Origin of the sequence: Mycobacterium europaeum, assembly GCF_002102155.1 — a bacterium.
Taxonomy (GTDB): domain Bacteria; phylum Actinomycetota; class Actinomycetes; order Mycobacteriales; family Mycobacteriaceae; genus Mycobacterium; species Mycobacterium europaeum.
Genome location: NZ_LQOU01000008.1, coordinates 1 through 21,283, shown reverse-complemented (window position 1 = coordinate 21,283; position 21,283 = coordinate 1). Strand labels below are relative to the sequence as shown.

Here is a 21,283-nt window from a genome sequence, read left to right as displayed (position 1 = left end):
GGATTCAAATGGCCATTGTCGACGACGTGCGGACCCGGCGGAACCGGCGGAGGCCACGGTCCCGGGTGGGCCTGCGCCACACCGGTACCGAGACCGAACGCCGCCGCGCCCAACGCGCCGGCGACCGCGGCCTTACCTGCGAGTTTCTTGAGATTCAGCATTTCTGGCCCCCTCTCGGTCCAAGGCTCGCCAGTGGCGGCGTCCGCACGGCGCGGATAGGACCGATTTCCCGACCTCAAAGTGTCATGCAAATTGTCACAAAAGGTTACCCAGGCTCGCGAAATACCAAACCGCCTCCAGGGCAGGCGGCTCAGCCGTCTCGGCCGGCGGCGGCGCGGCGCGCGAATGCGGGCGCGTGCTCGGGCCGCACGCCGACGCCCACGAAGTAGGCCGGAACGGCCGACAGCCACGGCAGCCGCTGCATCAGGCCCAGCAGCGCGTCCGGCGGCGTGGGATCCTCGCCGCGCAGCAACGGCCCGAGCAACATCCGGTGCAGCACCTGCTGGACCAATTGCGTGACTACCGTGGGGAACACGCGCCTGCGGTGCACCGCGGCGAGTTCACGGTCGCCGACCCGGTGTCGCCGCAGCGGTTCGGCCAGCACTGTCGCGGTGGCGACGGCATCCTGGATCGCGAGGTTGATGCCGACGCCGCCCAGCGGCGACATCGCATGCGCCGCATCGCCGATGCACAGCAGCCCCGCGGTGTGCCAGCGTCGCAGTCGATTGACGTGCACGTCCAGGTGTTTCACGTCGTCCATCGATTGCAGCGCCGCCACCGACTCGGGCATATCGGGCAGCAGCTCTTCGACGTCGCGCCGAAAGGCCTCGATGCCGCGCGCCCGCAGCTGGGCGTCGATGCCCTTCGGTCCGAGGTAGGCAATCTGGAAGTAGCCCTTCCGCGGGATCACGGCGAGCCCCTTGCCCGCACCCAGCCGCGGCAGGAACGAGATTTCGGTATCTTCCTTGCGCGGCAACCGAAACCACCACGCGTCGAACTTCACCGGGAACTCGCGCGCCTTGAGCCCCGCCGCGCGGCGAGCGACAGACCAGCGGCCGTCGCAGGCCACCGTCAGCTCGGCCCGCAATTCGCCCGGGCCGTCGGGCCCCCGGTAGCGCACTCCGGCCACCCTGCCGGCGTCCCAGATCAGCCCGGTGACTTCGGTGTTCATCCGCAGCGAGAAGCTCGGCTCCGCCTGCGCCGCGTCGGCCAGCAGGTTGAGCAGGTCCCACTGCGGCACCATCGCGACAAAGGGATGCGGCAGGCGCAACCGCTCGAAGTCGACGTAAGTCACCGAGCGGCCGTTGGATTCGAGTTTCGCGGTGCGAACTTCGGTAAAAGGCAAGGCCGCGAACGATTCCCAGAGGCCGAGCTCGTCGAGCAGCCGCATGGTGGTCGGGTGGACCGTGTCGCCGCGGAAGTCGCGCAGGAAGTCGCCGTGCTTTTCCATCAGCGTGACCCGCACACCCGCCCGGGCCAGCAACAGCCCCAGCACCATGCCGGCCGGGCCGCCACCCACGATCGCGCACGTCGTCGTCTCAGCCATCGGAACCCAGCCGTCAGAGCTCGAGGTCGAACACCGAGACGGGATCGAGGATCACGCCGTTTTCCTCGACGTAGCGATCCCACAGCGTCAGCAGCTCGGCCAGCTTGTCGGGGTGCGAGTCGGCCAGGTCGTGAATCTCACCGGGATCCGAGGCGAGGTCGTAGAGCTGCCAGCTGCCCGGGCCGTGCGGTGCGGGCAGGTGCAGCGCCTTCCAATCCCCCTGCCGAATGGCCCGGCGGCCGAACAACTCCCAGCCGGTGCCGGTATCGGCGCCGTGCACCGTTTCCGCGGCGCCCGACAGGTACCCCACCAGCGAGCGGCCGCGGATGGGCGCCACCTCACGCCCGCGATACACCGCCCCGGGATGGGCGGCCCCGGCCAGTTCCAGCACCGTCGGGGCGATGTCCATGACGGTGCTGAACGCGGTGCCGATCTGCGCCTGCCGGTCGAAGCCGGGCCAGGTGATGAAGCCGACCACCCGGATCCCGCCCTCGGTGGTGAACGCCTTGTGCAGCCGCGACGGCGCGGTGGCGGCTTGCGCCCATCGCGGCCCGTACCAGATGAACGACGACGGCCGGCCGAGGTTGTCCACGCTGTTGTCGCAATGCTTTTCGATCTGCTCGGCGATTCGGGGACCGACCAATGGCATGGCTTCGACGATCGCGCCCTCGGCGCCGTTGTCGGACAGGAAGATCACGACCGTGTCGTCGAGCTCGCCGGTCTGCGAGAGGTAGTCGAGCACCCGGCCCACGTTCCAGTCCATCCGGTCGACCATCGCGGCATAGACCTCCATGCTGCGTGCCGACACGGCGCGCTGATCGTCGGTCATGGCGGCCCACTCCACGGCGCCGTCCGCGACCACCGGGTGCGCCTCGACGTCGGGCGGGCACAGGCCCAGCCGCTTGAGCGCCGCCAGGCGCTCCTCGCGCAGGGCGTCCGGCCCGGCATCGTAACGACCACGGTATTTCGCGATGGATTCGTCCGGCGCCTGCAGCGGCCAGTGCGGCGCCTGGAAGGGCAGGTACGCGAAGAACGGACGGTCGTCGCCGGGTGCGCGTTCCCGCAGGTACTGCAACAGCTTGTCGGTGTAGGAGTCCGACGAGTAGAAGTCGTCCCCGACGGTGACGAACTGGTCGTCCTCGGTGTAAAGCGTTGGCACCGGGGAGAAACTCCGGGCGCCGCCGCCGCCGAAGTGGCTGGCGCCGGCCGGCAGCAACGCGAACGACCGCTCGAATCCGCGTGCCCAGGGCGACGTCTCGATGGTGGCGCCCAGATGCCACTTGCCCGACATCAACGTCAAGTATCCGGCGTCGCGCAGCAGCTCCGGCAACGCCACCACCCTGTCGTTGAGGTAGCCCTCGTACCCCGGTGCGCCGCGGAAGCCGGGGCCCGCGACCTCCAGCATGGTGCCGATCCCGGCGACGTGGTGGTCCGTTCCCGTCAGCAGCATCGCCCGGGTGGGCGAGCAGGCCGGCGCGGAATGGAAGTCGGTGAACCGGACCCCGGCGTGGGCGAGCCGATCCAGGTTGGGTGTCTCGATTTCTCCGCCGAACGCGCCGATATCGGAAAACCCGAGGTCGTCCGCAACGATCACGAGGAAGCTGGGCCTTTTCACGCTGAAGCATCCTGCCAGGTCCCGCCCGTGGGCGGAATGCCGCCGTGGCGGCACGCCGTTATTGTCGGATGCGGCGCTCTGCGCGCCCATCAAAAGGGAGGGTTCTGGAGATGCTGGCGCAGTTCGGGATGTCCCTGCCGCTGGTCGCCGCCCCGATGTCGGGCGGCCCGACGACCCCCGCGATGGTGTCGGCCGCGAGTCGCGCCGGCGCCCTCGGCATGCTGGCCGCGGGCTACAAGACGGTGGAGGCCGTCGAGGCGGAGGTGAAACAGGTTCGGGCCGAAGGAATCCCGTTCGGTATCAACCTGTTTGCGCCCAATCCCCTGCCGGTCGACGCCGAGAGCTACCGGGCTTATGCCGCGATCGTACAGCGCGAGGCGGACCAGTTCGGCCTGACGCTGCCCCCGGACCCCGTCGAGGACACCGACAAATTCGACGAGAAGATCGCGCTGTTGCTCGACGACCCGGTCCCGATGGTGTCGTTCACGTTCGGCATTCCGCCGCCAAGCGTCATTGTCGGGTTGCGCAAGGCCGGTAGCGTCGTGGTGCAGACGGTGACCACGCCCGAGGAGGCAGTGCAGGCGCGCGACGCCGGGGTCGACATGCTCGCCGTGCAGGCGGTGCCCGCCGGTGGTCACTCCGGCACACTCTCGCCGCGGACGCCGTTGACGCCGGTGCCGATCGCCGAGCTCGTCGCACGGGTCGTCGCGGCGGTGCCGCTGCCGGTGATGGCGGCCGGCGGGCTCGCCACCCCCGCCGCCGTCGCCGAGGTCATCCGCGCCGGGGCGGCGGCCGCCGCCGTCGGGACGGTTCTGTTGCGCGCCGACGAAAGCGGCGCCTCGGCCACCCACCAGGCGGCCCTGACCGATCCCAGGTACACCGAGACGGTGCTCACGCATGCCTTCACCGGCCGCCCCGCCCGCGGGCTGCGCAATGCGTTCATCGACGCCCACCAGACGCAGGCACCGCTGGGCTATCCCGCCCTCCATCACCTCACCAGCCCGCTGCGCAAGGCCGCGGCCGCGGCGGGCCGGCCCGACTTTGTCCATCTGTGGGCCGGCACCGGATACCGCAACGCCACCGCCGAACCGGCGTCCGACATCCTGCGCCGGCTGGCGTCCAAGTTGTGACGCCTCAGAACGCGAAACGGTTCAGGACGTCGTACTTGCCGCCGGGCGTTGCGCACGTCAGCCTGTACATCCACCGGACCGCGGTCGATTCGATTTTCTGGTAACCCGCCAGGGCGGGTGACTGCTCGAGCAGCCGGAGCCTGGGGTTCCACGTCTGCAGCTCCCGCGCGTCGCGGATGCCCCACTTGATGATGCCCCTGGTGAACACCTTCGACAGCAGCGGCGCCAGCGCCGACAGCGTGTCGAAATGCATTTCGCCGCAATCAAACCGGTCGGTCAGGCGCCGCAGCAGCTGGCGCACCTGCTGCTCGGTCAGATACATCAGCAGGCCCTCGGCGACGACCAGCGTGGGGCGCCCGGTGGGGATTTGATCCAGCCACTCCGGATCGGTCACCGACGACCCGATCATCCGGTAACGCTCGGTGTCGTCATAGAGCCGCCGCCGCAGCTCGATGACAGCGGGCTGGTCGATGTCAAACCACGCAACCGACGGCGGCGCCGCGACCCGGAAGGCGCGACCGTCCAGGCCGCAGCCCAGGTGCAGCACCACCGCGTCGGGATTGCGCCGAAGGAAATCGGCGCACCAGCCGTCCAGCTGCTTTGCGCGCAGGGCGACCAGGTACTGGTTCGACGCGGGCAGCGACATTCGATGGATCCTCTTGAAGTCATAGTGAATCCGGTCCACCGCTTCGGCAGCCGCCCTGTCTCCCAGAATCGGTCGTTCCGAACGGCTTTCATACGCGCGCAGATATAGGGTGACGAGATTCGTCCATTCGACCGATCCCCACTTCACCCCGGTGAAGTCGACTTCGTCCGTCGCGGTCATGGCTGCCTCCTTGCCGCTCGATATTCGGTCCACATCTGCATGAGCTGGTCTCGGTAGGCCCGGGTGCAGAACTCGCAGAAATCGCGGAAGTCTTCGACGCGTCGCCGCTGTTCGGCGCGATCCTCGCCTAGCACGGAGAGCGCGAACTCGGCCGGCTCGATCCCCAGCCGCATCAGGGACAGCTGCGTTTCCAGCACGCTGGTGAATCCGCCCGGTGCGACCCGGTAGAGGTGTTGCCGGTTCGGACTCGGCAACCGCTCCACCATGCCGCCCTCCAACAGCTGCCGGGCAACGGTACTGATCGATGCCTTACTCACCGACAAGGCGGCCGCCAGCTCGGTTAACGACTGCTGCGGCGGATCACAGATGAGCAGCCAGCCATACACCCGGCCCATGGTGCGAGTGGCGCCGAGAAGCTCGAAGAACAGCCCGAGGCGATCGACGAACTCGGCCTCTTCCGGAGACATCTGATCCTCCGACGTCATAATTCGTTTAGTACATACTAAACGTAATTTATGCGACGCGGGCCGTAAACTGGCCACCGCTGGCCACGGTCGACGTGCCCAGCGCGCGGTCGATCGCGTCGCTGGCCCATCCTTGACTCGCTTGTGTGCGATAGCCACGCAACCGCGATTTTGCGCTTGGTGCTCGCCCGCGGCAGTCCGGGTCAGAAGGCCTCGGGATCGCGCTGTACCTCTGCCGGGACGGGGTGGCGGTACAGGCGAGATGCGTTCTCCCAGCTGAATTTGCGGATCACATCCGGGGGGAGGTCGCCGATTTGTTCGTGGATGGTCTGCTGGGTGTGCGGCCAGGTGGAGTCGCAATGCGGGTAATCGGCTTCCAGCATGATGTTGTCCACGCCGATCCGGTCGCGTTGCACGAACGACGATTTGTCCTCCACCGCGCAGAACCAGAAGTTCCGGGTGAAAACCTCGGCGGGAGTCAGGCTTTCGCCCAGCGCCTGCCAGGTGCCGTACATCGCGTGATAGCTGAGCATGTGGTCGAGGCGATCCAACAGCCCGGCGACCCAGCCGATTCCGCCCTCCGACAGGCAGATCTTCAGGTTGGGGAAGCGGCTGGGTAGTCCGGAGTACAGCCAGTCGACCGCCGCGGAGATGGCGTAGGCGAAGAACAACACGCCCTGCACGTCCGGCGGCGCGTCGTCGGTGGTGGACGGCGAGGACCCCGACGAACCGATGTGCAGGTTGACGACGGTGCCGGTCTCGGCGCACGCCGCCATCATCGGGTCCCAGTGCCCGGAGTGGATGCTCGGCAATCCCAGCATCGCCGGGTTCTCGCTGAACGTGACGGCGTGAAACCCGCGCTCGGCGTTCTCGTAGATCATCTTCGCGCCGAGTTCGGGGTCCAGTAACCACGGCAGCTGGCACGGAATGATGCGTTCGGGATACGACCCGGCCCAGACCTCCAGGTGCCAGTCGTTCCACGCGCGCACAGATGCGAGCGCCAGGTCGCGGTCGGTGGTGACCTGCTGCAGTCGCTGGCCGGCGAACCCGGGCAGGAAGGACGGGAAGTTCAGCGAGGCGTAGATGCCGTTCAGGTCCATGTCCTTGACACGTTCATGGATATCCCAGGCGCCCCTGCGCATTTCGTCGAACCGCACCGGTTCGAAGCCGTACTCGGCCACCGGCCGGCCCACGACGGCGTTGAAGCCGACGTTGGGCAGCTCGCGGCCGTCGTATACCCAGGTCTGTCCCCCGCTGTCGGTTTCCACGACTTTGGGGGCACGGTCGGCGAACTTGCGCGGCATCCGGCCGGTGAAGGTGTCCGGCGGTTCGACGATGTGGTCGTCGACCGAGATGACCGTGTAGCGGCGCGGTGCCCGGGGCGGGTCCGGCAGGAAGGTGACCGAGCGTTGCCCGCCGGTCTTGGCGGTGGTGAAGCTCAGGTCGGCGGCCAGCTCGTCGATCGATTTCACTCGTCAATCTCCTTGCCTGACGGCGGCGTTGAGTGCGCGGTTCACGTGAGCACGTCGGGATCGGCCTTGATGGTCATCCTGGCCGCTCCCGCCCAGTACACGTCGGCCGCGCGTTCGACGAGCGACCGCTGCATGCCGGCCATGTCCGACCACTTCATGGCGACCGGCTGGATGCCGGTGAGCAGCACGTCGTAGGCCAGCTTGCACACCCGCTCGATCGACGCCGCACGGTAGACGGCCTCGGGCAGGCTGCGCCCGGTCGCGATGACGCCGTGGTTGGCCAGGATGGTCAGGTTGGCCGAGCCGATGCGGGCCGCCAGCTCGGCGGCGCGAGCGGGGCTGTCGACCTCGCCGTCGTAGGTGTCCACCAGGCACAGGTCGTCGAGGAAGAGCGACCCGGTCTGGTGCACCAATTCGGGCAGCCTGCCCAGGGCGGCGAGCACGCAGACGTAGTACGGGTGGTTGTGGATGACCACCCGGGCGTCGTCGCGGACGCGGTGCAGCTCGGTGTGGATGTGGATCGCCGGGGTGACGTCCCAGCGGCCGCGCAGCACCCGGGCGTCGGCGTCCACGACGCAGATGTCGGAGGCGGTCACCTCCTGCCACCACAGCCCCCACGGATTGACGAGCATCTCGGTCTGCCCGTCCGGCTGCCAGGTGATGTGTCCGGCCATGTTCTCGGCGAATCCGATGCCGGCCAGGTGGCGGAAGGCCACGGCGAGGGCTTGCTCGTCGGAGAGCTCGACGCCGATCGGGGGAACCACCGACGGCGCCCAGACTTCCAGGCCGCCCCGGCGGGCGTCAGGAGCTTTCATGATCTCCCCTCCGTTCTGGCTCGAATATCCTCGCGGAGCCGGCCTTTGGCAACCTTCCCGCCCGACGATCGCGGGAGCTCGTCGACCACGATGAGCCGTTCGGGCAACAGTTCCTTGGAGACTCCGAGCGCCAACAGGTGTTCGGACAGCCCGGGCAGGTCCAGAGTGACCCCGTCGACGAGTTCGGCGTAGAGGCAAACCCTTTCGCCGAACACCGGATCGGGCATGGCCACCGCCGCCGCGACCGCGATGGCGGGGTGGGTGGTGACGGCGTCCTCGACCTGGGTCGCGCTGATGTTCTTGCCGCCGCGCAGGATGAAGTCGGAGGTGCGGCCCGTGACCGTGAGATAGCCGTCGTCGTCGATTTCGCACAGGTCACCCATACGCATCCAGCCGTCGCGGGTGAACAGCTTGTCGTGATCGGTGCCGCCGAGGTAACCCAGGCTGGTCGCCGGGCCGCGGCAGGCGGGCTGGCCGCGTCCCGTCTCGGTGACATCCCGGTCCCCGTCGAAGAGCCGGACCGACATTTCGGGGACGATCCGGCCGCCGGTGCGCAGCCGGCGTTCGCGTGAGTCGTCGACCGTGGTGGCGCTGAGCATCCCCGTTTCGTTCGAGCCGTAGAACTGCAGAATCGTCGCGCCGGTGAGTTCCTCGAACTCGGCGGCCGGCCGATACGGCAGCGCCTCGCCGCCGGTGAACACGACACGCAGCGAGCTCAGGTCGTACTCGCGAGTGGCGGGGTCGGCCATCAGCATCGTCAATTGCGTGCTCACGCAGCACAACACGCTGATTCGATGCCGGGATATCGCCTCGCAGGTCGCTTTGGCGGTGAACCGTTCGACGATGACCGCCGTGGCGCCGAGGTAGATCGGCGTGGTGTGGCTGGTCCACAGCCCGAATCCGAAGGGCGTCGGTATCACCGGCAGGAACCTGTCGGCCGCCGTGAGCAGCCCGTTGGCGACGGCCTTCTGGTGGAAGTAGTACCAACGGTTCTGGGTGTGCACCACGCACTTGGGCAGGCCGGTGGTGCCCGAGGTGGAGTTGATGAGGAAGACCTCGTCGGGCCCCAGTCGGCTTTCGCCGTCCAGCGTCTTGGGCGGCGCCGCGACGTTGAGCCGCGGTGCGCCGCTGTCGGCGCTCAACACCAGGGTGGGCAGCGAAAGCTGCTCGGCGACAACCGCCGCGGCGTCGCCGCGCTGCCGATCACTGATCAGGATCTGCGGCCGCGCGCTGCGCAGGATCGCCGCGACCTCACGGGTTCCGGCCCGCGCGCCGACGCCCACGACCACCGCGCCGCAGCGCTCGATCGCCACGAACAGGACGTGCAGGGCCGCCGAGTCGGCGTGCCACACCGCCACCCGATCGCCGGGAGACACCCCCGCACCGGCCAGATGTTCGGCCAAATCGGTCGCCGCACGGTCGAATTCGGTCCAGGTCAACCCCGTCCCCGGATGGTCGAGGTAGGCGAGACGATCCGGGGACCGTTCGGCGTTGCGACGCACCGCGTCCGACAGCGTCGAGTCAGACCACCATCCGGCGGCCCGGAACCGGGCCGAGTCCTCGTCGGTGAAGGCCGGTGACCACGCGGTCTGCATGAGCAGATGATAGGGAAGCCGCGCGGGGCCACGTCGGCAAATGCCCGTTAGGGGTCCTGCGGGGCGGGTGCCGGCGCGGCGTGTTGCGGGTCGCCCGCAACGTCGGGCGGACGCGGGCGGGGCTTGTGGCAGTTGCGCGTGCAACCGCAGTTGAGGCCGATGATGCAGCCGCCCCCGCCGGCGGGCTGTACCGGCAGGGCGCCGCCCGGACTCGGAGGGGGCGCGGGCGACACGCTCGACGAAGAACGGGCGGCCGCGGCCGTCGCGGCCACGTCGCCGGGCCAACCGAACCCCACGACCAGCGCGGCCCCACAGGCGCACAGCGCCGCGGCCGTCCTGGTTCGTCCGTTCCCCACGCCTCACCACTGTAGTTACGCGCCGCAGGACCTGCAGAACGCGCGCGCACTTCAAAGGACATTCCAAGAAGTCGTCAAGAATCCGGCAAGGCCGGCACCGGACGGTGGTGACACCCGGCGTTCTCGGGTTCGGTAGCGCCGCGGACGGATTGCACTCGGCCCACCACCGCTGCCACCGCAGCGAACTGATCGGAGGTACACCGCGGATGAGGAGCACGGCTGTCGTACGGCCGGCCGGCGGGATGGTCGCGCGGCTACTGCCGACCCGGTACGTCGCCCTGAGTTTGCCCTGCGTCTCGTCGACCTGGACGCCGGGTGGAGCACCAACGAGGGCGGCGCCATGCCGCACCGTCGCGGCCGCCGTCCGAGCGCCTCAGACGGCTCGAGGAGTGCACACCCGCGGCGCGATCCCCGATACCGAGTACAGCGCGCAGCGGCTACGCATCATCGCCGACATGTAGCCCGGGCGCGCGCCCCGGCCGCCTGCGCGCCGTTGTCAGCCGGACCGCGTAGGCGGCGGCGCTGATCCCGAACATCGCGGCCGTCAGCAGCAGCCAGCGCCCCAGGAAAGGATCCTGGGTCTGCCCGGTCGCGGCCGAATAGGTCGCGGCGCCCTGTTCGATGATGCCGGGGAGGAACACCAGCAGCGTCAGACCGGCGCCCAGCGCAGGCACGCGGATGTGGTTGACCGCCGGGACGCGCGGCACCGCGAGCCGGACGACGGTCCGCGACAGCAGCCGGTCGAGCAGTGCGTAGATCGGGAACAAAATCAGGTCGTGGGCGACGATGGCCGCGGCGAACCACACCATGATCGACTGCCACCACACGTGTGAATTCCACAGCGTGGCCGGTCCGATGGTGGCCACCACGTAACCCAAGAGCGCGAACCCGGCGATCAGGGTCAACAGGTGCAACGGGCGGGACCCGTAGAGCCTGACGAAACCGGCACGGGCGCTACGCATTCGCGGCCGCCCGGAAGGCAATGGACTCCACCCACTTGGTGTTATGCACCCCGGGCAGCGCCGGCACGACGATGCGCGCCGGGAAGCCGTGGTCCGGGGAAAGATCCGTTCCGTTGACGCGCAGCGCGAGCAGCGCGTCGGGGTGCAGCACCTGGCTACCCTGCAACGTCGCGCGGCCGAACGCGCCGGAGCGCTCCAGCGAGGAGACGCGCGCCGAGTCCGGTGTGGGAACGCCCGCCAGCCGGGCCAAGTCCGCCAGCCGCACCCCCGTCCAGGTTTGGGTGGTGGACCAGCCTTCCACGCAGGCGATCGGCAGCACGGCGGTGTGCTGTGGCATGGCCAAGAGCGCGGCGCGGTCCAGTGCGACGGCGCGGGGTCCGCCGCTCAACGTCAGCCGCCAGCGTTCGCCGGTGTCCCCGGCGGAGATGCCGGCCACCACGGCGGTCCGGTTGATCTCGAAGTCGTTGGGCCCGTCCCCGCGGGTGCGCCCGCGCGGCAGCAGCAGCGCGGCCGGCCGCGCGTAGCCGCCCAGGGTCTGGCCCGCCGTGATGACCGCCATGAACAGCGCCCCGCCGCCCACCAGCGCCAGGGCGCCGCGGCGGCTCATCGTCGCCGGCTGCGGATTCGCGGCGACCAATCCGTCCGGTTCCCACGCCTGGGCCGCGGTCGCGGCGCGCCCGGTGCGCAGGACGTCGCGCGGTGAGATCGAGCGCAGGCCCGACCACATGGCCGGGAGCTTGATCGCGATATGGACGACGAACCCGGCGATGAACACCCACGCGCCGAAGTAATGCGCGGTGTAGAAGCTGAATCCGAAAACGTAGTCGTACTGGATGTTCAGCACACCCGTAACGATTTCGAACAGCACGCCGCCGACCAGCATCAGCAGCGAAACACGTTCCAGCAGTTGGGCTATGGATCGGGCGGGCGGCCACGCGAAGAGCCTCGGTATCACCGACCACAGTTTGGCCAGCACCACCGGGATCAGGACCAGACCGAGCCCGACGTGCAGCCCTTGGGTCAGCCGATACAGCCAGGACGGTTTGGTGGGCCAGTCGAACGTCGGCAGCTTCAGCCACCCGACATCGCCGGGGATCGCCTGGCCGAACCGCGGTCCGTAGGCGATGTAGGACAGCAGGCCGGTGACGACGACGATCGGCAGCGTCACCAGCAGCGCCGAACCGAACACGGAAGTCAGCCACGGACCCCGCAGCGGGCTGCGCCATCGCTGCGCCCGGTCGACCCCCGGCGGCGGGTGCTCGTCCAACCGACGCCACAGGCGCGCCGGAAACCCGTAGCCGCCGGAATCACCCGTCGGCTCGGCGTCTTCGCTATCGGACTCGCGGATGCGGCGCATCATCGATGATCATCCACGACCGGTCGACGCAAATGGTTCAGATTCGGCGACCCGGTGCTATCCCTGGACGGTCGGCCGGATGGTGATGTCGCCGATCTCGACGTCGTGCGGCTGTTCGATGGCGAACGCGATGGCGCGTGCCACCGCCGCCGGCGGCAGGCCGAAGTCGGTCATGTTGCGCCGGATCTGCGCGCGCGCCTCCGGGTCGTCGATGGAGCTGTCGAGTTGGGTGTCGACGAATCCCGGTGAGATCGACGTGGTCCGGATGACGCCGTCGGTGGACTCCTGGCGCAGTCCCTCCATCACGGTGCGAACGGCGTTCTTGGTGGCGGCGTAGACCGCCATGGTGGGGACGATCTTGAGCCCCGCGGTCGACACCGTGGTGACGAAGTGGCCGCGTCGCTGGCGCCGAAACACCGGCAGCGCCGCGGCGATCCCGTGCAGCACGCCCCGCAGGTTGACGTCGATCATCGCCGACCACCCGTCGACGTCGAGATCGGACATCGGCCCGACCTTGCTGATGCCGGCGTTGCCCACCAGGACGTCGAGCCGGCCGAACTCGCCGGCGGCCGCGGCGACGAGCCGCGCGAGGTGTTCACGTCGCGAGACATCGGTCTCGCAAAGGATGGCTTGTCCGCCGCGCGCGCGTATCCGTCGCGCAACGTCGTCGAGCCGATCGACCCGCCGGGCGCCCAGCACCACCCGCGCTCCGCGCTCGGCGAGCAGCAGAGCGGTCGCCTCCCCGATGCCACTGCTTGCCCCGGTGATGGCCACCACCTGCCCGTCGATGCCCGCCATTGCGCTCCCTGAGTCAGCAGCCCGAATCCCCTTGCGGATTAAGGCTACTCGGGGCGCCCGGGTGCCGGGTCAGTCCTTGCCGCGCGGTGGCGGTTGCACCTGGACGCCGGTGCCCTCGTGTTCGGGACCCGCGGCCGGGTGCTCGGCCGGGACCCGGTCGCGGAATCGCGTGCCCTCACTGGACCGCCCGGGCTCGGGGCGGTGGACGTTGCCACGGTAGGGGCCGGGCTTCGGCCGGGGCTTTCCGCCCGGGAAGGCCAGGCGGAAGATGCTGCGGTGCACCATCAACCACTGCCTGCCGAACCGGCCGGAATTGTAGGGCAACTCGTAGCGCTCGCAGATGTCTTTGACCTGGGGCGCGATCTCCGAGTAGCGGCTGCTCGGCATGTCCGGGTAGAGGTGGTGCTCGACCTGGTAACCGAGATTGCCGCTGACGATGTGGAACAGCGGGCTGCCGTCGATGTTCGCGGCGCCGAGCAACTGGCGAACATACCAACCGCCGCGCGTCTCGTTCTCGACTTCTTCCTGCGTGAACGTATAGGTCTGATCCGGGAAGTGGCCGCAGAAGATGATGGCGTGCGCCCACACGTTGCGGATGACGTTGGCCAGCGCATCGGCGGCCAGCGTGCGCAGGTAGGTGCTTTCCACGCCGGGCGCGACTTTGTCGAGGAAGTTCGTCGCGGCGCCGATGCGGCCGCGGCTGGACACCTTGCGCAGCCTCCTGCCCAACCGTGACTTGGCCGGCTGCTCGAGCCCGCCGCGCAACGCCAGTTGAGTGAGGGCGAAGGCGCCGGCGCTGATGGCCGGCCAGCCGAGGTAGTCCTTGTAGATCTGAGCGCGCGCCTTGACGCCGATGCCCCGCAGATCCTTGCGCACCTCCGACCACGGCTTCTCGCGCTTGCGGATGGCGTCGATGTCCATGTCGTGGACGGCCACGCCCCACTCGAACAGCAGGGTGAGCAGCAGGTTGTAGATCGGTTGGCCCAGGTAGCGCGGCGCCCATCTCTGGTTGGGGTCGATTCGCATGATCTCGTAGCCGAGATCCTTGTCCTTGCCGAGGATGTTGGTGAAGGTGTGGTGGATGTAGTTGTGCGAGTGCTTCCACGACTCGGCGGTGGACGCGGTGTCCCAGTCCCAGACCGAGGAGTGGATGTCGGGGTCGTTCATCCAGTCCCATTGACCGTGCATCACGTTGTGGCCGATCTCCATGTTCTCCAAGATCTTGGCCATCGAGAGGCAGGCGGTGCCCAGCAGCCACGCGGTCTTCGAGCGCGAGGCCAGCAAGAGCACCCGGCCGGCCACCACGATCTGTCGTTGCGCCGAGATGACGTTCTTGATGTAGCGCCGGTCCCGGTCGCCGAGGTCGGCGAACACCTCGTCGTGGATGGCGTCGAATTCCTTCGCCAGCTTTTCCAGTTCTTGTTCACTCAGGTGCGCGAGCGGGCTGTCCGCACCCTTTTTCACGGCAGTTGTCACCGGCCGCTCCTTTCGATCAAAGTTCCAGTTGCACGTCACCTTCGGCGGTGTTGATGCAGATCCGCACGTCCTGACCCGTGGGTTCGATCACGTCACCTGAGCGCAGGTCGCGCAGCTTGCCCGATTTCAGCGTCCCGACACAGGTATGGCAGATCCCGATGCGACAGCCGTAGGCCAGATTGAGACCAGCCTTTTCGCCGGCCTCGAGAATCGATGTGCCACCGTCGCATTCGGCTTCCTTGTCGCTGTCGAGGAAGCAGACGGTGCCACCCTCGCCGGCGTTGGCGTCGCCGCCGATCTTGGGCTGAAACCGCTCGAAGTGCAGGCGGTCCCGATCGCCGGTGTCCTCCCAGTGCTCGATCAGCGCGTCGAGCAATTCCCCGGGGCCCGAACAAAACGCCTCGCGCTCACGCCAGTCCGGGCATACGTCGTCCAGGTCGTCGGGCGTCAGTCGGCCCTGTTCGGAGGTGAGGCGCAGCTCCAGCCGCATCCCCGCGTGCCGCTTCTCGAGCTCTTCCAACGCGGGCAGGAACATCGCCTGTTCGCGGGTTCGCGCCGAATGAAGGACCACCGCGTCGCGCACTTCGTCCCGGTGGTCCAGGTCGCGCAGCATGCTGATGATCGGGGTGATGCCGCTTCCGGCACTGATGAACAACAGCTTCTCCGGCAAGGGCTCGGGCAGCGTGAAGACGCCTTCGATGTCGCCCAGCCGTACCAAGTCCCCCGGCTGAATCTTGTGCACGAGATACGGCGACACCACCCCGCCGTCGACCCTCTTCGGCGTGACGCTGATCAGACCGTCTTCGGGCCTGGGATCAGACGTGAGTGAGTAGGCGCGCCAGTGGTAGACGCCGTCGATGACCACACCGAGGCGCACGTATTGACCGGGCTTGTGACCGGGCCATTCGTAGCCGGGCCGGATCAGAATGCTGGCCGCTTCCGAGCCCTGCTGCTCGATGCCTTCGACCTTTCCGCGCAGCTCCTTGGTGGTCCACAGCGGGTTGATCATCTCGAGGTAGTCGTCCGGCTGCAGCGGGCTGAACAACCGCCGCACCGCCCGCAGGAACAACCGTCGTCCCCATGGGACGTGGGGCTGGGCACCGCGCTCTGCCATGTTCGCTAGAGTACACAGTTGTACACTGAGTTTAAACGTAATTTTCGAATCAGCTTGTGGCGCTTTATTTTGACAAACCGTCAATGACCGCAAACACAGCGCATGACTGTTCGCCAGTTGTGATGAGTTGACCAACCCCCAGCCACGCTTACCTCTGACGTGCCCGCACGCGCCGTCGCCCAAACATTTGTTCAGACAGATCTCAGCCGGTCGGGCACCCGCGCCAGTCGTGGCAGCGGCCTATTGTTCGACGTGTGCTGATCGGATTCCTGCTCGCGCTGGGGTGCTCCGTCTGTTACGGCACGGCCTCGGTGTTGCAGGCGGCGGCGACCCGCTCGGTGGAGGCCGGCAGCGGCAGCGGTGTCGACACGGTGCTGCTGTTGCGCGCCGCCCGGCAGTGGCGCTATCTCGTCGGCGTCGGCCTCGACGGGTTCGGCTTCCTGCTTCAGGTCGCGGCGTTGCGCCTGGTGCCCATCTATGTGGTCGCGGCCGCGCTGGCGGCCTCGATCGCGGTCACCGGCATCGCGTCGGCATGGTTGCTGTCGGCGCGGTTGTCGCCCACCGAATGGGGCGCGGTGGGCGTGGTGTGCGCGAGCCTGGTCGTCCTCGCACTCGCCGCCGGGCACGGGCACTTCCGGCGCGCCCCGGCCGGGCTGGGCTGGGCTTTACTGGGGGTGGTGGCGGCGATCCTCATCGCCGGCGCCGTGGCGGGCCGGCTGCCGGACCGGCCGCGCGCGCTGGCGCTGGGACTGGCGGCCGGAACCGGTTTCGGGGTCATCGAGGTCGGCGTGCGGCTGATCGAGGTGCTCGATCCCACCCAGCGCGCGTTCTACACCAATCCGGCGCTGTACGCGGCGGTCGCGGGCGGGGCGGCGGGCTTCCTGCTGCTGACCTCCGCCCTGCACCGCGGTTCGGTGACCACGGCCGTCGCCGGGATGGTCATCGGTGAAACCATCGCCCCCGCGTTCGTCGGAGTGGTGTGGCTGGGTGACAGCGCGCGCGACGGACTCGGCTGGCTGGTTATCGCGGGCTTCGCCGTGGCCGTGTCCGCGACATTGGTGCTGGCGCGGTTCGGTGAAGCGCCGCAGGACCTTTCTGAATCGGCTCAGGCCGGCGAAGCCGTCAGCTGACGGTAGGTGGTGCCGCGCGCCGGGCGCGTCCACAAGACACCGCCCTCCGCGGTGACACCCGCAGACATCAGCGCACGCTTGAGGATCTTGTTGGTCGCCGTCGTCGGCAGGTCGGCGTTGATGCGCACGTACCGGGGCCAGGCTTTGGGCGACAGATCCGGTTGCGCGGCAAGGAACTTCGCGAAGTCGTCCGGGCCGAGCCGCGCTCTTTCCCGCAATACCAGCGCGGCCATCACCTGATCTCCGACCCGGTCGTCGGGCACCGCGTAGACGGCGGCCTGGCTGACCTCGGGCAGGCGTCCCAGGATCCGCTCGATCGGGCCCGCCGCCAGGTTCTCGCCGTCCACCCGCATCCAGTCGGCGGTGCGGCCGGCCAGGTAGATCCAGCCGTCGGCGTCGCGGTAGGCGAGGTCGCCCGACCAGTACATGCCGTGCCGCATCCGCTCCGCCGTCGCGGCCGGGTCGTTGTAATAGCCGACGAACGGGCCCGCGCCCTGGGTGTTGACGAGTTCCCCGACCGCGTCGTCGAAGTTGGTCAGCGCCCCGTGCTCGTCGAACTCCGCGACGGCGCACTCGCGCAGCGTCGCCGGGTTGTAGATGGCGACCCCCGCATATGGCTTGCCGATCGACCCCGGCGGCGTGCCGTCCTCGCGGACGACGATCACCGCGAACTCGCTGGAACCGAAGCTGTCCACCACGCGGCAGCCGAAACGCCTTGCGAATTCGGCGATGTCGCGGTCGGTGGCCTCGTTGCCGAACGCCACTCGCAGCGTGTTGTCCGCGTCGTCGGGACGTTCGGGGGTGGACAGGATCAAGGCCAGCGGCTTGCCGACGTAGTTGAGATACGTCACGCCGTAGCGGCGCACGTCGTCGAGGAAGCGTGACGGCGAGAACCGGGCCGGGACCATGGTGGCGCCCGCACCGACGGCGACCGCCCACCCGGCGGCGACGCCGTTGGAGTGAAAAAGCGGCATCGACAGGTAGCAGACATCGGCGGCGGTGACGTCGTACTGGAAGATCAGGCTGGCGCCGCACATGATCGCCATCGCGTGCGCGAGCCGCACGACCTTCGGGTCGCCACTGGTTCCGGAGGTGAAGATCATCATCAGGGTGTCGTCGCCGGCGACCTCTCGGTGCGGTTCCAGGGCCGGCGCGGCGGCCACCAGTTCGGCGTAGCGCCGGCCGGTCACGTCGAGCACCTGAATCCCGCCGAGATCCAGGCCGTCCAACAGGTCCCGGTGTTCGGGGTCGACGAGCAGCAGTTGGCAGTCGGAGCGCCGGATGTCGGCCAGCAGCCCGGCGCCGCGCCGCGTGGTGTTGATCCCGCACAGCACGTAGCCGCCCAGCGCCGCCGCGGCCATGGCGCGCAGCATCGCCGGGGAGTTGGGCAGCAGGGCCCCGACGTGCAGCGGACGGGCCGGATCGGCGAGACCGATCAGCGCGGCGGCCTCCGCCTCGGCCTCCGCGAGGTGTTCTCTCCAGGTCCAGACGCGCTCGCCGTGCGCGACCGCCGGGGTGTCGTCGTCCCGGCGTCCCCGCAGCAGTTGCTGAACCGTTTCGATCATCGGGTGGTCAGCACCAGCCCGGCATAGTGCCGGCGCGCCACCTCGTCGCAGTGGCGCCGATACGTGCCGAATCCCCCGGCGTAGGGCATGAAGATCCGCTTTTTGCCTTCGATGTTGGCGCCGAGGTACCACGACGAGGCGGCTTTCGGGAACAGCGTCTGCTCGGCCGCACTCGCGACATGGTCCGTCCACGCCTCGGCGGCGTCGCGGCGCGGCTCCACCTCCGTCACCCCGAGGCGTCGCATCGACAGCATCAGCTCGATGACCCAGTCGACCTGAACCTCGGCGTGCAGCACCATGTTGGCCAGCACCGAGGGGCTGCCCGGTCCACTGATGGTGAACATGTTCGGCAGGCCGGGCACCATCAGCCCGAGAAAGGTCAGCGGGCCGTCGGCCCAGACGTCACGCAGCCGCGCTCCCCCCGGCCCTTCCGGGTCGATGCGGGTCAGAGCGCCGGTGAGCGCGTCGAAGCCGGTGGCGAAGATCAGCACATCGCACGGGTAGGTCGAGGCGGTGGTTCGCACGCCGTCGGCGGTAATGGTCTCGATGGGTTCGCGCCGGAGGTTGACCAGCTCCACGTTGTCCCGGTTGAACGCGGCGTAATACCCGCCGTCGGTGCAGATTCGCTTGGTCCCGATCGGGTGGTCGACGGGGATGAGGTCGTTGGCGACGACGGGATCGGCCACGATTTCGCGGATGCGCTCCTCGGCGAACTCCCGGGCGATGTGGTTGGCGGCGAGGTCGGAGTTCTGGTCCGGGAACGTCTTGGCGAACAGCACGCCGCCCTCGCGCCAGCGCCGCCACAGGGCTTCGGCGCGCTCCTGCGGGTCGGCGTCGACCGCGTTCTTGTGGTACGTGCCGTGCGGTGTGCCCGACGCCGCGTAGGCCGAGGCGCGGCGGCGCTCGGGATACTGTTCGCGGATCTGTTGTTGTTCTTCCTGCGTCCAGGGTCGGTTGGGCATCGGGATGCTGTAGTTGGCCGACCGCTGGAACACCACCAGCCGGTCCGCCTGCGCGGCGACGATCGGAACCGCTTGAATGCCGGAGGATCCGGTGCCGATCAGGCCGACGCGCTTGCCACGCAGGTCGGGGTCCTCGCGCGGCCACGCCGCGGTGAAGTAGACCGCGCCCGCGAAATCGTCGGCGCCGGGGATGTCCGGGCGGTTGACCGCGGACAGACAACCCGTCGCGCAGATGAGGAACCGGGCGGCATAGGTCTGTTGGTCGCGGGTGCGGACCCGCCAGTGGCCCTGGCCGAAGGCGGCGCCGACGACGTCGACCCCGAACAGGTAGTGGCGGCGGAGATCGAACCGGTCGGCAACGTGGCCCAGGTAGGCAAGGATCTCCGGTTGGGCGGCGAAGCGTTCGGTCCATGTCCAGCTCTGCTGGAGTTCCTCATCGAATGAGTAGGAATAGTCCACACTTTCGACGTCGCACCGCGCGCCAGGGTAGCGGTTCCAATACCAGGTGCCGCCCACGTCGGGCGCCGCCTCGACGCCGAGCACCGACAGTCCCGCCGACGAGGCGCGGTGCACGGCGTAGAGCCCGGCGAACCCCGCGCCTATCACGATCACGTCTTTGATTGCGGTGTCGGTCATATCGCCTCGCGAAGGGTCGTCCGGAGCAGCCCGCGCAGGTCGGCGCAGATCAGGTCGAGCGCCGAGACCGCCGGGGGAAAGGCCGGGATGGTCAGGAAGCCGTGAAACAGGTCCGGGAAATCGCGGTGCACGACGGGCACCCGCGCGTCGCGTAACCGGCGCGCGTAGTCGCAGCCCTCACTGTGCAGCGGATCGAGGCCGGCGGTGACGATCACTGCGGGCGGGAGGCCGGCATGCGACTCGGCGCGGGCCGGCGCCACCAAATCGGTGTGGCCCGGCTGTGTTTCCGCACCCAGGTACTGGCGCCAGTACCACTGCATGGCGGCGCTGGTGAGGAAGTAGCCGGAGGCACAGCGCCGGTAGCTGTCGGTGTCGAACGACGGCTCGATGACCGGATAGATCAGCAGTTGCGCGGACGGCGCGGCCACGGCCCGGTCGCGGCAGCCAATGGCGGTCACCGCGGCGAGGTTGCCGCCGGCGCTGTCGCCGGCGACGGCCGTGCGCGCAGGGTCGATGCCGAGTTCGGGCGCGTGGTCGACCACCCAGCGGAACGCGGCCAAAGCGTCCAGCGCGGCCGCGGGAGCCGGGTGTTCGGGCGCGAGGCGGTAGCCGACCGACACGACGACCGCCTGCACGCCGCGGGACAGTGCGCGGCAGAATCCGTCGTGAGATTCGATGTCGCACAACACGAATCCGCCACCGTGGTAGAACACGATCGCGGGGAGGTCCGCCTGCGGTTCGCCGTGCGGGTAGTAGATCCGCGCGGGAATGTCCCCGGCCGGACCGGGAATCGACCGGTCTTCGGTGTGGCGGACGTCGTCGATGTTGTCGACGGGCCGGCGCCGCTCGGCGACAGCCGCGCGAGCCTGCACGGCGGTCATGGTTTCGATACGCGGGAATGCCACGTCCAACTCACGCAAAAACGCCCGGACGCCGCCAAAGGGGTCGTCCATGTACACCTCCGAGCTCGTCGCCCAAGTCGGTCATGCCGGCCGGTACTTCAACAGGGTGATTCCGGCTTCGGGCAGATCGTAGAACACCGGCTCGACCCGCATGCCGATATGGACGTCGCCCGGGTCGACGTCGACGAGCTCGGTGCTGAATTTGGGCCCTGCGTCCCACTGCACGACCGCGAGCAGCTGCGGCAGGGCGTCCGCCCACGGCGGCCCGGTGGGCCGGCGGGCGATGGTGAACGTGTACAGCGTTCCCTCGCCGTCGATTTCGCGCCACTGCAGGTCGTCGGCCAGTGTCCCGGGGGCGAGCGTGCGGGGATAGAAGACGTAGCGCCCCAACGACGGTGAGTACTGCACCCGGATGCGGTGCTGGGCCAGGCCGTCCCAGAAGGGCCGCGACACCGGCGTGGGTTCGGGAATCGGGATGCCCATCGCTAGTGTCCTGAGTCATAAATTGCAATCTAGTTGTTAGACTGGGTTGTGCCGACGCCTCATGCCGCCGAGATCGTGC

19 protein-coding genes are annotated in these 21,283 nt (G+C 68.7%); 2 read left to right on the top strand and 17 right to left on the bottom strand.

Annotated features, from left to right (window positions below; genetic code table 11):
• Positions 1-310 precede the first annotated feature (310 nt).
• Complete coding sequence (locus AWC03_RS02670) at positions 311-1,546, bottom strand: FAD-dependent oxidoreductase (protein WP_085238987.1); 1,236 nt, start codon at positions 1,544-1,546, stop codon at positions 311-313.
• Between the two features lie 13 nt (positions 1,547-1,559).
• On the bottom strand, positions 1,560-3,161 hold the full coding sequence (locus AWC03_RS02665; protein WP_085239045.1) for an arylsulfatase: 1,602 nt from the start codon (positions 3,159-3,161) through the stop codon (positions 1,560-1,562).
• A 110-nt stretch (positions 3,162-3,271) separates the two neighbouring features.
• Between AWC03_RS02665 and AWC03_RS02660 the strand changes: the two genes are divergently transcribed.
• Positions 3,272-4,291 (top strand): NAD(P)H-dependent flavin oxidoreductase, encoded by a 1,020-nt coding sequence (locus tag AWC03_RS02660; RefSeq protein WP_085238986.1) that lies wholly within the window; start codon positions 3,272-3,274, stop codon positions 4,289-4,291.
• 4 nt (positions 4,292-4,295) lie between these two features.
• Here AWC03_RS02660 and AWC03_RS02655 read toward each other — a convergent pair whose 3' ends face one another.
• The 11 genes from AWC03_RS02655 to AWC03_RS02610 all read right to left on the bottom strand — a co-directional run bounded on the left by AWC03_RS02655 (position 4,296) and on the right by AWC03_RS02610 (position 15,526).
• Positions 4,296-5,117 carry a class I SAM-dependent methyltransferase gene (locus tag AWC03_RS02655; RefSeq protein WP_085238985.1) on the bottom strand — a complete coding sequence of 274 codons (822 nt, stop codon included), beginning with the start codon at positions 5,115-5,117 and terminating at the stop codon, positions 4,296-4,298.
• Entirely contained in the window at positions 5,114-5,584 is a 471-nt protein-coding gene (locus tag AWC03_RS02650) for a GbsR/MarR family transcriptional regulator (RefSeq protein WP_085239044.1), read from the bottom strand. The genes AWC03_RS02655 and AWC03_RS02650 overlap by 4 nt, the downstream gene beginning before the upstream one ends.
• 200 nt (positions 5,585-5,784) lie before the next feature.
• Positions 5,785-7,053: an amidohydrolase family protein gene (locus tag AWC03_RS02645; protein ID WP_085238984.1), complete on the bottom strand. Its 1,269-nt coding sequence runs from the start codon at positions 7,051-7,053 to the stop codon at positions 5,785-5,787.
• A gap of 41 nt (positions 7,054-7,094) precedes the next feature.
• Positions 7,095-7,868 carry a class II aldolase/adducin family protein gene (locus tag AWC03_RS02640; protein WP_085238983.1) on the bottom strand — a complete coding sequence of 258 codons (774 nt, stop codon included), beginning with the start codon at positions 7,866-7,868 and terminating at the stop codon, positions 7,095-7,097.
• Positions 7,865-9,463 (bottom strand): class I adenylate-forming enzyme family protein, encoded by a 1,599-nt coding sequence (locus AWC03_RS02635; protein WP_085238982.1) that lies wholly within the window; start codon positions 9,461-9,463, stop codon positions 7,865-7,867. The genes AWC03_RS02640 and AWC03_RS02635 overlap by 4 nt, the downstream gene beginning before the upstream one ends.
• Before the next feature lie 47 nt (positions 9,464-9,510).
• A complete protein-coding gene (locus tag AWC03_RS26695; protein WP_142278307.1) occupies positions 9,511-9,819 on the bottom strand; it encodes a hypothetical protein in 309 nt (102 codons plus the stop codon).
• A gap of 437 nt (positions 9,820-10,256) precedes the next feature.
• The gene (locus tag AWC03_RS02630) at positions 10,257-10,781 is read right to left on the bottom strand and encodes a hypothetical protein (RefSeq protein WP_085238981.1); all 525 of its coding nucleotides are present in this window, start codon (positions 10,779-10,781) and stop codon (positions 10,257-10,259) included.
• Positions 10,774-12,141, bottom strand: coding sequence for a molybdopterin-dependent oxidoreductase (locus AWC03_RS02625; RefSeq protein ID WP_420845643.1), 1,368 nt, complete (start codon positions 12,139-12,141; stop codon positions 10,774-10,776). Before AWC03_RS02625 ends, AWC03_RS02630 begins: the two co-directional genes overlap by 8 nt.
• A gap of 54 nt (positions 12,142-12,195) precedes the next feature.
• The gene (locus AWC03_RS02620; RefSeq protein WP_085238980.1) at positions 12,196-12,936 is read right to left on the bottom strand and encodes an SDR family oxidoreductase; all 741 of its coding nucleotides are present in this window, start codon (positions 12,934-12,936) and stop codon (positions 12,196-12,198) included.
• Positions 12,937-13,005: 69 nt separating this feature from the next.
• On the bottom strand, positions 13,006-14,412 hold the full coding sequence (locus tag AWC03_RS02615) for a fatty acid desaturase family protein (RefSeq protein WP_085238979.1): 1,407 nt from the start codon (positions 14,410-14,412) through the stop codon (positions 13,006-13,008).
• Positions 14,413-14,428: 16 nt separating this feature from the next.
• On the bottom strand, positions 14,429-15,526 hold the full coding sequence (locus AWC03_RS02610) for a ferredoxin reductase (protein ID WP_085238978.1): 1,098 nt from the start codon (positions 15,524-15,526) through the stop codon (positions 14,429-14,431).
• A 254-nt stretch (positions 15,527-15,780) separates the two neighbouring features.
• Between AWC03_RS02610 and AWC03_RS02605 the strand changes: the two genes are divergently transcribed.
• Complete coding sequence (locus AWC03_RS02605) at positions 15,781-16,656, top strand: DMT family transporter (RefSeq protein WP_249025816.1); 876 nt, start codon at positions 15,781-15,783, stop codon at positions 16,654-16,656.
• Here AWC03_RS02605 and fadD1 read toward each other — a convergent pair.
• From fadD1 to AWC03_RS02585, 4 genes are read right to left on the bottom strand one after another with little or no spacing between them, the layout of a single operon-like run.
• Positions 16,632-18,221 (bottom strand): fatty-acid--CoA ligase FadD1, encoded by a 1,590-nt coding sequence (gene fadD1 / locus AWC03_RS02600; protein ID WP_085238976.1) that lies wholly within the window; start codon positions 18,219-18,221, stop codon positions 16,632-16,634. The genes AWC03_RS02605 and fadD1 overlap by 25 nt on opposite strands.
• On the bottom strand, positions 18,218-19,819 hold the full coding sequence (locus AWC03_RS02595) for a flavin-containing monooxygenase (RefSeq protein WP_085238975.1): 1,602 nt from the start codon (positions 19,817-19,819) through the stop codon (positions 18,218-18,220). The genes fadD1 and AWC03_RS02595 overlap by 4 nt, the downstream gene beginning before the upstream one ends.
• The gene (locus AWC03_RS02590; RefSeq protein WP_085239042.1) at positions 19,816-20,772 is read right to left on the bottom strand and encodes an alpha/beta hydrolase; all 957 of its coding nucleotides are present in this window, start codon (positions 20,770-20,772) and stop codon (positions 19,816-19,818) included. The genes AWC03_RS02595 and AWC03_RS02590 overlap by 4 nt, the downstream gene beginning before the upstream one ends.
• A gap of 30 nt (positions 20,773-20,802) precedes the next feature.
• Complete coding sequence (locus AWC03_RS02585) at positions 20,803-21,204, bottom strand: Zn-ribbon domain-containing OB-fold protein (protein ID WP_085238974.1); 402 nt, start codon at positions 21,202-21,204, stop codon at positions 20,803-20,805.
• Between the last annotated feature and the right edge of the window lie 79 nt (positions 21,205-21,283).

Excerpts from the sequence above, each read along its gene's own strand:
- AWC03_RS02670 (WP_085238987.1), bottom strand. The coding sequence starts at position 1,546 with ATGGCTGAGACGACGACGTGCGCGATCGTGGGTGGCGGCCCGGCCGGC.
- AWC03_RS02660 (WP_085238986.1), top strand. The coding sequence starts at position 3,272 with ATGCTGGCGCAGTTCGGGATGTCCCTGCCGCTGGTCGCCGCCCCGATG.
- AWC03_RS02655 (WP_085238985.1), bottom strand. The coding sequence starts at position 5,117 with ATGACCGCGACGGACGAAGTCGACTTCACCGGGGTGAAGTGGGGATCG.
- AWC03_RS02650 (WP_085239044.1), bottom strand. The coding sequence starts at position 5,584 with ATGTCTCCGGAAGAGGCCGAGTTCGTCGATCGCCTCGGGCTGTTCTTC.
- AWC03_RS02640 (WP_085238983.1), bottom strand. The coding sequence starts at position 7,868 with ATGAAAGCTCCTGACGCCCGCCGGGGCGGCCTGGAAGTCTGGGCGCCG.
- AWC03_RS02635 (WP_085238982.1), bottom strand. The coding sequence starts at position 9,463 with ATGCAGACCGCGTGGTCACCGGCCTTCACCGACGAGGACTCGGCCCGG.
- AWC03_RS02630 (WP_085238981.1), bottom strand. The coding sequence starts at position 10,781 with ATGCGTAGCGCCCGTGCCGGTTTCGTCAGGCTCTACGGGTCCCGCCCG.
- AWC03_RS02625 (WP_420845643.1), bottom strand. The coding sequence starts at position 12,141 with ATGATGCGCCGCATCCGCGAGTCCGATAGCGAAGACGCCGAGCCGACG.
- AWC03_RS02620 (WP_085238980.1), bottom strand. The coding sequence starts at position 12,936 with ATGGCGGGCATCGACGGGCAGGTGGTGGCCATCACCGGGGCAAGCAGT.
- AWC03_RS02610 (WP_085238978.1), bottom strand. The coding sequence starts at position 15,526 with ATGGCAGAGCGCGGTGCCCAGCCCCACGTCCCATGGGGACGACGGTTG.
- fadD1 (WP_085238976.1), bottom strand. The coding sequence starts at position 18,221 with ATGATCGAAACGGTTCAGCAACTGCTGCGGGGACGCCGGGACGACGAC.
- AWC03_RS02595 (WP_085238975.1), bottom strand. The coding sequence starts at position 19,819 with ATGACCGACACCGCAATCAAAGACGTGATCGTGATAGGCGCGGGGTTC.
- AWC03_RS02590 (WP_085239042.1), bottom strand. The coding sequence starts at position 20,772 with ATGGACGACCCCTTTGGCGGCGTCCGGGCGTTTTTGCGTGAGTTGGAC.
- AWC03_RS02585 (WP_085238974.1), bottom strand. The coding sequence starts at position 21,204 with ATGGGCATCCCGATTCCCGAACCCACGCCGGTGTCGCGGCCCTTCTGG.